The organism is Mucilaginibacter sp., assembly GCF_041663085.1.
GTDB lineage: Bacteria > Bacteroidota > Bacteroidia > Sphingobacteriales > Sphingobacteriaceae > Mucilaginibacter.
Map to the genome: position 1 here is coordinate 1 of NZ_JBAZRC010000145.1, position 12,576 is coordinate 12,576.

A 12,576-nucleotide genomic window follows, 5' to 3' on the forward strand; every position below is an offset into this window, starting at 1 on the left:
CTTTTATTTCCGCCCGTCATTGCGAGGTACGAAGCAATCTCAGAACTATTCATAGCCAATATGCCTATCGGGAGATTGCTTCGTACCTCGCAATGACGCGTGGGTCTTAGTTATTATTCATCCTCACACTCACTGCATTCCGGTGCGCGTGCAGGCCTTCCATTTCGGCCAGTATCTCTACCGATGGGCCTATATTTTGTATGCCTTCCTCTGTTAAATACTGGAAGGTAATCTTCTTCACAAACGAATCTACCGATACGCCCGAGTAAGCCCTTGCATAACTGCTGGTTGGCAGCGTATGGTTAGTGCCCGATGCGTAATCGCCCGCGCTTTCCGGTGTTAAATTCCCCAGGAAAACCGAACCTGCATTTATAATTTTAGCGGTTAGCTGCTGCCAGTTGGTAGTTGCCAAAATTAAGTGTTCAGGAGCGTATTGGTTGCTGAAATCCATCGCCTCATCCAAGTTTTGGGTAATAATTACATACGAATTATCTATCGCCTGCTTCGCTATCTCGGCACGTGGTAAAACAGCCAGCTGTTTTTCAACCTCGGCAAGTGTTTGCTGCGCGATGGTTTCTGATGTACATACCAGTATCGATTGACTATCTATCCCATGCTCGGCCTGTGCCAGCAGATCGGCGGCTACATAGGCTGGTTTAGCGGTATTATCTGCAATTACCAAAACTTCCGATGGTCCCGCAGGCATATCAATAGCAGTGGTGGTAGTACTTTGTATAATGGTTTTGGCCTTGGTTACAAACTGGTTGCCCGGGCCAAAGATCTTATCAACCCTGGTGATACTTTCGGTGCCGTAAGCCATGGCTGCTATAGCCTGCGAACCACCAACCAGGTAAACCTTCTCAATCCCCAGCATCAAGGCCACATAAGCTATAAAAGCGTTAACCTTACCGTTTTTTTGCGGAGGCGAGCATACTACAATTTCGTTACAGCCTGCAATACGCGCCGGGATGCCCAGCATTAAAAATGTGGATGGCAGCACGGCAGTACCCCCCGGAATGTAGAGGCCAACTTTTTCAATAGCCCTTAATTCGCGCCAGCAGGTTACACCGGGCATGGTTTCTACCTTATCTTCTTGTTTTAATTGCGCTTTATGGAATTTGTAGATATTGGCATAAGCCGTTTGTAATGCCTCCTGCTGGTCTTCAGATACCGCGGATGCCAGTTCTTCAAGTTCAGCTTTATTAAGGTAAAGCTTGCTTAGTTCAACTTTATCAAATTGTTCGGCATAGTTAAGCAAAGCGCTATCGCCGTTTAGTTTTACCTGCTCAATCACGTTCTCAACCAATGTGCGGATCTCGTTAGCAGGGTCAACATTACGTTGTACCAGGCGGGCGATATCGGTTTTGCTCAGGTCTGAATAATTGAATGTTTCCATTACCCCCCCAGACCCCTGAAGGGGGAGTTTTTGAAATGCATCTTTTTGATCGTTATCTTCCATTGTAAAATCTTTTATTCCCCTTCAGGGGGTTAGGGGGTTACAATATTATCTTTTCTATAGGCATTACTACAATGCCCTGTGCACCGGCTTGCTTTAGCTGGCTTATACGGTCCCAAAAATCACGCTCGGGGATTACGGTGTGTACCGCTACCCACTCACTTTCGGCCAATGGCACTACCGATGGGCTTTTAACGCCCGGTAGTAAAGCCAGTGTGGCGTCTAAGTTTTTACGTTCAACGTTTAATACCACGTATTTAGTTTCTTTAGCACGTAGTACAGACTGTACGCGCTGTATTAACTCCTGTACCAAAATATTACTTTCGCTGCCTTTGCTGCCAATTAGTACCGCTTCGCTGCTCATTACATCAGCAAAAGGAACCAATCCGTTGCTTTTTAAGGTGCCTCCGGTTGATACCAAGTCGCAGATGGCATCGCTCAGGCCCAAGCCCGGCGAGATCTCTACCGATCCCGAAATGGTACGGATATCAGATTGGATGCCTTTCTCCTTCAGGTATTTACCCAGTATAACCGGGTAGGTGGTAGCAATGGCTTTTCCGTTTAATTGATCAAGACTGGTGATGGTATTGTTATTGGGTACCGCAATTTTTAGCGAGCATTTGCCAAAACCAAGCTTTTGCAGGTAGCTTACTTCCACTTCGGTTTCCTGTATCACGTTTTCGCCTACGATACCCAGGTCGGCAATGCCATCTTGCACATACTCAGGGATATCGTCATCGCGCAGAAAAAGGATCTCTAACGGGAAATTTGATACAGGGGAGATGAGCGAGCTCTTATAATTTTCGAAATTAAGGCCGCAATTTTTTAATAATTCAACGGATTTTTCGTTGAGCCGACCCGATTTTTGGATCGCTATTTTTAATGTTTTCACAAATTGATTTTTAGGAAATGAATATAAACGGAGGACGATATTTCGCGTAGAAACATATATTATCTGATCACCACATGGTGGTGATGGTGCAGATGTAAATGATATGTGTTAAGTCCGTTCATTTTTATATGATTTGCTGTGGATAAGCGATGCAAATATATGCCCTATTTTATTAAATCAAAATTTTATGTGAAATTGATTATCAAAAATTTAATTTTTAGTATGGTTTTTTAGCAGATTGGCAATATGTATAAGTGCTTATGTAATTTTTACACCCATTTTATCTTAGAAATGTTTACCTCGGAATATGCGACTTTCTTTCGCCTTTTTTAGGCTTTCATTCGCCAAAAAACGCCCCCAGTTCGCCTTAATGCGTTGTTAAAGTGTCGCGTTTGGCCGCAGGTGTTTCGCCTTCATATTCATAGATAGCACCGCCTTCAAATTGCTTTATTACTTTCAGTTTTTTTACCTTTTGGATATCCTTAATGTTGATCAATTCCGGGTTCTCCAGGTTGTTGAACCAGATCAGGTAAAAGCGTTTGATCCGGTAGAATTTTTCGATATCCTTTTTAAAGAATTTATGCGGAACAAGATATGATGACATGCCAGAGAAAAAATACACGGCCTCGTGCGCATCAGAGTAAATACCCACTTTGGGTTTAAACATGCCTTTATCTATATGCCTCAGGTAATTGGCAAATTCCGATTCCTTCCAGTCGTTATCCGTATAACCGGGGTTACCGTATTCGTCTGCTATCTGGTCATTGTAACGTTGTTTATCTACCAAAAATATTTTGGTGATATAGCCCAGCATCAACAGTATAAATACAGCAGCCACTGCCATACGCACACGCTTTTCGGCAATGCGTTTAAGCGCCAGCATACCCCAGCTGGTGTATCCCCAAAGGGCGGGGATATACATAGGGGCTAATAAACGCGGGTTGATCCGCTCGTAGCGCGAAAAGGTGGATGATAACACAATAAACAACCCGTAAACCAGCGCGAATGTGATAGCCAGGTTCTCAAAGCTATCCAGCTTGCGGCGCATAAAATTATACACCAAAGCAGCAATAAAGCCTACCAGTATAACAACAGCCAGCGGCGTGGCAAAGGTGTCGTACAAAGTGGGGTTCATGCCCATCCACTCGCAAAATACCGAGCCGAAATAGAACAGGTTTTTACCGAATGAGGTGATAGACGGCTCGCGCGGGCCGGTAACCGTACCCGTATGCAGAGCGTTAAAGGTAAGGTTGGCTACCAGCAGCGAGATACATATAAAACCATATATAATAATGTGTACAAATTTCTTTTTGATGGGGAGCTTCCTGTCCAGCAGTAATAATAAACCGCCGGTGCCTACAATAGTTACCGCTGCATACCTTGTTATACAAGCCACAGCAGCTATAGCCGCCGCCGCAACCAGCCATTTACCGGCATGGGTGAGCAGGTATTGCCTGAAGGCAATGAAAAATAATAATACCTCCAGTATAAACAGCGTCTCAGACCACAGGTAGGAGTACACCTGCAGCAAGCCCGGGTTTAATACAATGGCAGCCAGTACCAGCCATTTGTATATATGCGATGCCGGCACAAAGCGCGACATGATCCACCCGCTGGCGTATATCAACGAGGCAAAAAGTACCATGTTCAGTACAGTGCCAAAGCCAACAGGATCGATACGGGTGATGAAGCTGATGATGCCCAGGAAGGTTGGATAAAATACAGGGAAATCAACAATGGGGATATGGTTAAAGGTAAGCAGTGTGCCATGTGCCGCAAAACTACGGGCAGCACTGGTGTACATAATGGAATCGGGCGAGATGCCGATCCCGCTGTAACTACAATAGATATAGATGGCAAAAGCCGCTATTGCCGAAAACAGCAGCGTATCATAGTTTTTTAGTTTGTCCAAAAATCCCATTGATGTTTTAAAGGATATAAAGCGGAAATTGTTTTAAAGGTAATATTGTTTTAACCACAGAGAGCACAAAGGGAAAAACACAGAGTACACTGAGCCTGGCAAAATTATAATTTTTTTACTAACCGCTAAGAGTATAAAGATATGCCTCTATGAACCCCGTGGTTCTATCACTGTGTTCTCTGTGGTTAAAATAAATCAACCTTAAGCTATTAAATTCAAAACCGTGCTTATCGGCTGGTCGCTGTCTATTAAAATACCTTTTACGCCTGCTGCTGTACCGGCTTCTACATCACGTTCGCGGTCGCCAATAAAATATGATTTTGATGAATCTATATTATATTTCTCAATCCCCTGGAATAATAAGCCCGGTTTTGGTTTGCGGCAATCGCAATCGCCGGTAAAGTTGGGGTGGTGGGGGCAGTAGAAGAAATCGGTTATTTCTACGCCATGCTCCTGGTAAACCTGTTTTAAATGAGCGTGCATTTTGCCAAGCTCTGTTTCGGTGTACCAGCCTTTAGCCAGGCCGCCCTGGTTGGTAGCCACTAAAAGCATGTACCCACGATTCTGCAGTTCTTTAAGCGCGTCAAAATTATCAAGCACATGGAAGTCTTCCAGGCGGCAAACGTAATCGCCCATTTCTTTGTTTAAAACGCCATCTCTGTCTAAAAATACTGCTTTAATTTTTTCGGCCATATATTATAAGGTATAAGTCAATTTCGGCAAAATTAGATTATTAAGCTTATTTACTATGTGTGCATATTAAATAAACGTTAAGAATTATTAAATTCATATATATAGGCGACAATTATTGTCGACTTTATAATTTATTTGTAATAAATGCACGTGGTTTTAATAAATTTGAAAAAATTAGTAGCGATTTTATAAAAATATCAAAATTTGGTAATTTCGTTATTACCCGCGTCATAAATATGCGGATAAAAATATGGATCAAACTGATTGTAACCAGCAGGGCCTATACAGGTCGGAATTTGAGCACGATTCCTGCGGAACAGGATTTATTACTAACATAAACGGTCATAAATCGCACAGTATTGTTAGCGATGCTTTAACGATGTTAGAGAACATGGAGCACCGTGGAGCTTGTGGCTGTGACCCCGAAAGCGGTGACGGCGCGGGTATCCTGATTCAACTTCCACATGAATTTTTGATGGAAGAATGCTCTGATTTGGAGATAAGCCTGCCTGAGCCGGGAAGCTACGGTGTGGGTATGATTTTCTTCCCTAAAGAGCCTGCCCTGAAGAAGGCAAGCCGTAAAATTATTGCCGCCGCGGTTGAAAAACTTGGCTTTGAATTACTTGGATACCGTAAAATTACGGTTGACTCATCTGTAATTGGCGAAACCGCACGCCAGGCCGAGCCTGATTGCGAGCAGCTTTTTGTTGGCCGCCCCCGCGCGGTTACCAATACCGACGACCTGGAACGCAAACTATATGTATTGCGCCGCTATATAAATAAAACCGTTACCGAAACTATCCCTGCGGCTGCAGAGCATTTTTACTTTACATCATTCTCTTGCCGCACTATTATTTATAAGGGGCAGGTAACCACTTACCAGCTGCGTAAGTACTTCCCTGATCTGGCCGATCCGCGTGTTACATCGGGCCTGGCTCTGATCCACTCGCGTTTCTCAACCAATACTTTCCCGTCATGGAAACTGGCGCAGCCATTCCGCTTAATTGCGCATAACGGTGAAATAAACACCCTTACCGGTAACCTTAACTGGTTCTACTCGGGCGTAAAATCTTTCGCATCGGCCTATTTCACCAACGAGGAAATGGAGATGCTTTTACCTGTTATTGATAACAACCAGTCGGATTCGGCCTGTTTGGATAACATCATCGAGATACTGCTTCACACCGGCCGTTCATTACCACACGTAATGATGATGCTGATACCTGAGGCATGGGATGGCAACGAGCAGATGGACCCTGTTAAAAAGGCGTTCTACGAGTACCACGCTACCTTAATGGAGCCATGGGATGGCCCGGCCGCTATCAGTTTTACCGATGGTAAACTGGTTGGTGCCCTGCTTGACCGTAACGGCCTGCGCCCGCTGCGCTTTGTGATCACCAATGATGGCCGCGTTATAGCAGCATCAGAGGCAGGTACCCTGAAAATTGACGAGAGCACCGTTATACGCAAAGGCCGCCTGCAGCCGGGTAAAATGTTATTGATAGATACCGAAAAAGGGAAGATCATAACAGACGAAGAAATTAAGAAAGAAATTAGTGGCCAACAGCCATACGGCACCTGGCTTGATAATTATAAGATTCGTTTAGGTGAACTGGCCGAGCCACGTTTATCATTCGCCAGCCTGAGCGGTGATGCGGTTTACCGCTACCAGCAGGTATTTGGCTATAGCCGCGAGGATATCGATACCATCATCAAACCTATGGCTTTGGATGGTAAAGAGCCTATCGGATCAATGGGTACGGATGTGCCTTTGGCTATCCTGTCTGATAAACCACAACACCTTTCAAGTTACTTTAAACAGTTTTTTGCCCAGGTTACCAACCCGCCGATAGACCCTATCCGCGAGCGTTTGGTAATGAGCTTGGCTACCTTCATCGGTAACAACGGCAACCTGCTTGATGAAGATAAAATGCACTGCCATTGCGTTGTGCTAAACCACCCTATACTAAAGAACCACCAGTTAGAGAAACTGCGGTCGATAGATACCGGGTTGTTCCATGCTAAAACCCTGCAAACCTATTATAATGCCGATGGTAACGCCGGCTCATTAGAAAAAGGTATTGCAAGGCTTTGCCGCTATGCCGAAGATGCTGTTGATGATGGCTTTGAGGTGTTGATACTAAGCGACCGTGCTATCGACTCAGAACACGCGCCTATCCCGATGCTGCTGGCAGTATCGGCTGTGCATCACCACCTGATCAAAAAAGGACGCCGTGGTGCGGTTGGTATTGTAGCAGAAACAGGCGACGTTTGGGAAGTACACCACTTTGCTACCTTATTAGCCTTTGGTGCAACTGCCATTAACCCATACCTGGCGCTGTCAACTATCGAAACTTTAAAGAACAACGGTCAGTTAGAAACCAGTCTGGATATCAAATCGCTTTACAAAAACTATGTGAAGTCGGTTAATGATGGCTTGCTGAAGATCTTCTCAAAAATGGGGATCTCCACACTGCAATCATACCATGGGTCGCAGGTGTTTGAAATATTGGGCTTGAACAAAGAAGTGGTTGACCATTACTTTACCGGCGCGGTTACACGTATTGAAGGTTTAGGCCTTGATGAAATTGCTAAAGAATCGCTTTGCAAACATAAAATAGGCTTTAACAGCCCTAAAACAGAAAATCATTTACTGCCCGAAGGTGGTATTTACCAGTGGAAACGCCGCGGCGAAGCCCACTTGTTTAACCCAACTACGGTACATTTGCTGCAGCATGCAACCCGCAGCAACAGCTACAGCGTATATAAAAACTATGCTAACGCAATAAACGAGCAAACCGAAAAGCATTTCACCATCCGTGGCCTGCTTGATTTTGCCCACCACCGCGAAGCTATCAGCATTGATGAGGTTGAACCGATAGAAAATATCATGACGCGCTTTGCAACCGGCGCTATGTCGTTCGGGTCTATCTCGCACGAGGCGCACAGCACTATGGCTATTGCCATGAACCGCATTGGCGGCAAAAGCAATACCGGCGAAGGCGGTGAGGACGAGATGCGTTATGAGAAAATGGCCAATGGTGATTCTATGCGTTCGGCTATTAAGCAGGTTGCGTCGGCACGTTTTGGGGTAACTTCAAACTACCTCACCAATGCAGACGAGTTACAGATAAAAATGGCACAAGGCGCAAAACCGGGCGAAGGCGGGCAACTGCCGGGCCACAAGGTTGACGACTGGATTGCCAAAACCCGCCACTCTACACCGGGTGTGGGTTTAATATCGCCGCCACCACACCACGATATTTACTCTATCGAGGATCTGGCGCAACTGATTTTCGATTTGAAAAACGCCAACCGTGCCGCACGTATCAACGTTAAGTTGGTATCAAAAGCAGGGGTAGGCACCATAGCAGCGGGTGTTGCCAAGGCACACGCCGATGTGATCCTGATTGCAGGATACGACGGCGGTACAGGCGCATCGCCAATAAGCTCTATCAAACACGCGGGCTTACCTTGGGAACTTGGTTTGGCCGAAGCACACCAAACACTGGTACGCAACAAATTGCGCAGCCGTGTAGTACTGCAAACGGATGGTCAGCTAAAAACAGGTCGTGATCTGGCTATTGCTACCCTGATGGGCGCTGAGGAGTGGGGTGTTGCAACTGCAGCCCTTGTTGCCGGTGGCTGTATCATGATGCGTAAATGCCACTTAAACACCTGCCCCGTAGGTGTTGCCACGCAGGACCCTGAGCTAAGGAAATTGTTTAGCGGCAGCCCCGATCACGTTGTGAACCTGTTCCGCTTTATGGCCGAGGAGATGCGCGAGATAATGGCCGAGCTTGGTTTCCGAACCATTAATGAAATGGTTGGCCGCGTACAGTTCCTGAAGGTTAAAGATAACCTGAAGAACTGGAAAGCTAAGAAGATTGACTTGAGCGGCATGCTGCACCCGGTAACCGTAAGCAAAGGCTCAACGCTTTACAACAGCGAGAAACAAGACCACGGCATGGACGAGATCATAGACTGGGAATTGCTGAAGAACGCGAAAGCTGCTTTAGAGGATAAAACCCCGGTATTTGCCACTTTTGATGTTATTAACGTTAACCGTACCATCGGTACACTGTTATCAAACGAGATCTCGAAAAGATATGGTTCAGCAGGTTTGCCTGATAATACCATCAACTATAAATTTAAAGGTTCTGCAGGTCAAAGTTTTGGTGCTTTCACTACAAAGGGTGTTTCTTTTGAGCTGGAAGGCGAAGCTAACGACTACGTAGGTAAAGGCTTATCTGGTGCGCAACTGGCCATTTATCCGGCGCCTAACGCTACTTTTAAACCGGAGGATAACATCATCATTGGTAACGTTGCCCTGTATGGTGCAACCAGCGGAGAGTTATTTGTAAGAGGTATGGCAGGCGAGCGTTTCGCGGTGCGTAACTCGGGCGCTACAACGGTTGTTGAAGGTATTGGCGACCACGGTTGCGAGTACATGACCGGCGGCCGTGCACTTATCCTGGGCGAAACCGGAAGGAACTTCGCGGCGGGCATGAGCGGTGGTATAGCCTGGATCTATAACCCTAACGGAACTTTTGCAGAAAACTGCAATACCGAAATGGTTGACCTTGACCCGCTATCGTTAAAAGACGAAGAGCAGATAACTGCCCTGTTAAAAAAGCATATTAACTTAACCGGTAGTAAGCTGGCGCAATCCATCTTAAAAAACTGGAATAAGGCTTCAACGCAGTTCGTAAAAGTATTCCCTAAGGAGTACAAAAAAGTATTGGAAAAATTAGAATATCAAACTGTATAGGTGTTGTAAAGTTAAATAACGCCCACACAAATTAACCACAGAGTGCACTGAGGTTTTACAGAGAACCACAAAGGCTTATATGATCAATAAAAAGTAGCGAACCACAGAGATAACACAGAAAAATCTCTGTTCTCTCTGTGAATATCTCTGCTAACTCTGTGGTTAAATAGACAACTATATAAGAATTTACAAAATGGGAAAAGTTACAGGATTTCAGGAATTTACAAGGGAACTCCCCGCAAAAACGCCTGTTGCCGAAAGGGTTAAAAACTATAATGAGTTTGTTGGTTTGTATTCTGATGAAAAACTGAACCAGCAATCGGCACGCTGCATGAACTGCGGGATCCCATTTTGCCATTCGGGTTGCCCGCTTGGTAATGTTATCCCCGAGTTTAATGATGCCGTGTACCGCAAAAACTGGGACGATGCATACCAGATACTATCATCTACCAATAACTTCCCGGAGTTTACCGGCCGTATTTGCCCTGCACCGTGCGAATCTGCATGCGTGTTAGGCATCAACAAACCGGCGGTAGCTATCGAGGAAATTGAAAAACATATCATCGAAATAGCCTACTCAAAAAACATGGTTAAACCTGTTGCACCGCTGATAAAAACGGGCAAAAAGGTGGCCGTGGTAGGCTCCGGTCCGGCGGGATTGGCTGCTGCCGCGCAACTAAGCAAGGCAGGCCACAGCGTTACCGTATTTGAGCGTGACGACCGCCCTGGTGGTTTATTGCGCTACGGTATCCCTGATTTTAAACTGGAAAAATGGGTGATTGACCGCCGCATCCAGATCATGGAAGAGGATGGCATTGTATTTAAATGCAATACCGAAGTAGGTAAAGATATCGCCGCCGACGAGATTGTTCGTGGGCACGATGCGGTGGTATTGGCGGGTGGTTCAACCATCCCCCGCGATCTGCCTATCCCCGGGAGGGAATTTAAAGGCGTACACTTCGCTATGGATTTCCTGAAACAACAAAACAAACGCGTTAGCAGCATTGCTGTTGAGGTGGAAGAGATAATAGCCACAGGCAAAGATGTGGTGGTAATAGGTGGCGGCGATACCGGCAGCGATTGCGTGGGTACATCAAACCGCCAGGGTGCCGCATCGGTTAAGCAATTTGAGGTGATGGTGCAACCGCCCGAGAAACGTACCGCGCATATGCCATGGCCAACTTACCCAATGGTGATGAAGACCACCAGCTCTCACGAGGAAGGCGTTGAACGCTCATGGGGTATCAATACCAAAGAGTTTTTAGGCGATGCTGATGGCAACCTGAGGGCGCTTAAAGTGACTGATGTAAGCTGGGAGATAGATGTAATGGGCCGCCCGATCAAGTTTAACGAGGTGGAAGGCAGCGAGCGCGAGATCCCTTGCCAGCGTGTTTTCCTGGCAATGGGTTTTGTGAACCCGCAGTTTGATGGCGCTTTACAGCAGTTAAATGTAGAGCTTGATGAGCGTAAGAACGTTAAAGCCAAAGAAGGTATTTACCGTACCAACGTAAGCAAGGTGTTTGCAGCAGGCGATATGCGCCGTGGCCAATCGTTAGTGGTATGGGCTATATCAGAAGGCCGCGAGGCTGCCCGCAAGGTTGACGAGTTTTTGATGGGTCATTCAAACCTGGAAAGCAAAGACGCCGTTAACCAATTTGAACAAGTGTTTTATTAGTTTTAGTTAATCAGTTATAGACCGAGCCCTTGCCAGTTAGTTCTGCAAGGGCTTTTTTATTAAGGCACATGCGGCACGCGTACGCCTTAATACGGTTTTTTCGGTTAATTAAAAAAGCCGTCATTGCGAGGTACGAAGCAATCTCAAAACTGTGATTATCGACCGTGCATAGTTTCGACCTTCTATCCGGAGATTGCTTCGTACCTCGCAATGACGCGCGGTGATAGATTGTATGCTATTTCTCCGACGGGTTTTTCTTGCCCACCAATAGCATCTCAATCATTTTAGCTATGCGGTTTGCCTTAGTTTGTTCCTGCTTGGCGGTCAGTATCCAAACCACGTACTCCTTACGGTGCGACCAGGCAAGTTTCTCGTAGGTGCCCATTGCGGCTGGCTCGGCAGCTAAAGCCTCCTGCAGGTAGGGTGGAAGGGTTATTTGTTTTTTATCAACGTCAATATAAGCGGAGTAGTCGTTTTGCTTTGAGATAGATTCTTTACTGGCATCAGAGTGTTTTACCAAATGCTCCGGGCGGAAACGCAGGGTGGTCCACACGTTATTAATTGCCGCAGATGCAACAGGCCTTACTCCGTAGGGTTTGGTTACTTCCCAACCACTCATCATTTCCAGGTCTGTTTCCATACCCGAGCTTTTTTTTGGGTAGATCACCCAAAATATGGTGTCGTCTTTTAAAATGGGCTTTAGCTGTGATAGGGCTGCAGTTAATCCGGCACTGTTCTGTACAAAAACCTGAATGCCGTTAAAATCGCCCTGCGGGGTAAAAGATAGCTTAACGTCATCCGGAAGCGGCTCAAGCGTTGCCAGGTAATCTTCGGGCGCGTTTAATATCAGCCAGTGCTGGCCGGGTTTTATAAGCAGTTTTTTGGCGAGAGGGCTCATGGTAGCGGGTGCTATTTCAAATTCAATTTAGCAAAGAAATCCCACAAAACAATGCCTGCCGATACTACAATATTAAAGGAATGCTTGGTGCCAAACTGCGGAATTTCGATACAGGCATCAATTTGCTGCATTACCTCATCGCTTACGCCGTTAACTTCGTTGCCAAAAATGAGGGCATATTTTTCATCAGTAGAAGGTGCGAAAGTATTCAGCATAATGCTGTTCTCGGCCTGTTCAATGGCTATTATCTTATACCCATCGGCGCGTAGT

At 45.9% G+C, this 12,576-nt stretch carries 8 protein-coding genes; 2 read left to right on the top strand and 6 right to left on the bottom strand.

Annotated elements, in window-relative coordinates:
- Positions 1-106: 106 nt before the first annotated feature.
- From hisD to WC615_RS19440, 4 genes are all read right to left on the bottom strand, one after another.
- Entirely contained in the window at positions 107-1,396 is a 1,290-nt protein-coding gene (hisD, locus tag WC615_RS19425) for a histidinol dehydrogenase (protein ID WP_372979734.1), read from the bottom strand.
- Positions 1,397-1,496: 100 nt separating this feature from the next.
- Complete coding sequence (hisG, locus tag WC615_RS19430; RefSeq protein ID WP_372979727.1) at positions 1,497-2,348, bottom strand: ATP phosphoribosyltransferase; 852 nt, start codon at positions 2,346-2,348, stop codon at positions 1,497-1,499.
- Positions 2,349-2,715: 367 nt separating this feature from the next.
- Positions 2,716-4,260, bottom strand: coding sequence for a hypothetical protein (locus tag WC615_RS19435; protein ID WP_372979728.1), 1,545 nt, complete (start codon positions 4,258-4,260; stop codon positions 2,716-2,718).
- Between the two features lie 210 nt (positions 4,261-4,470).
- Positions 4,471-4,962, bottom strand: coding sequence for a D-glycero-alpha-D-manno-heptose-1,7-bisphosphate 7-phosphatase (locus WC615_RS19440; RefSeq protein ID WP_372979729.1), 492 nt, complete (start codon positions 4,960-4,962; stop codon positions 4,471-4,473).
- A gap of 250 nt (positions 4,963-5,212) precedes the next feature.
- Here WC615_RS19440 and gltB point away from each other — a divergent pair, with 250 nt between their 5' ends.
- On the top strand, positions 5,213-9,733 hold the full coding sequence (gene gltB, locus WC615_RS19445; RefSeq protein ID WP_372979730.1) for a glutamate synthase large subunit: 4,521 nt from the start codon (positions 5,213-5,215) through the stop codon (positions 9,731-9,733).
- Between the two features lie 193 nt (positions 9,734-9,926).
- Positions 9,927-11,408: a glutamate synthase subunit beta gene (locus WC615_RS19450; protein ID WP_372979731.1), complete on the top strand. Its 1,482-nt coding sequence runs from the start codon at positions 9,927-9,929 to the stop codon at positions 11,406-11,408.
- Between the two features lie 235 nt (positions 11,409-11,643).
- Here the strand turns inward: WC615_RS19450 and WC615_RS19455 are convergent, their stop codons facing one another.
- Both WC615_RS19455 and WC615_RS19460 read right to left on the bottom strand, forming a co-directional pair.
- Positions 11,644-12,306 (bottom strand): YdeI family protein, encoded by a 663-nt coding sequence (locus tag WC615_RS19455; protein ID WP_372979732.1) that lies wholly within the window; start codon positions 12,304-12,306, stop codon positions 11,644-11,646.
- Positions 12,307-12,317: 11 nt separating this feature from the next.
- On the bottom strand, positions 12,318-12,576 hold a 259-nt coding region (locus tag WC615_RS19460; RefSeq protein ID WP_372979733.1), incomplete at its 5' end, for a TrmH family RNA methyltransferase.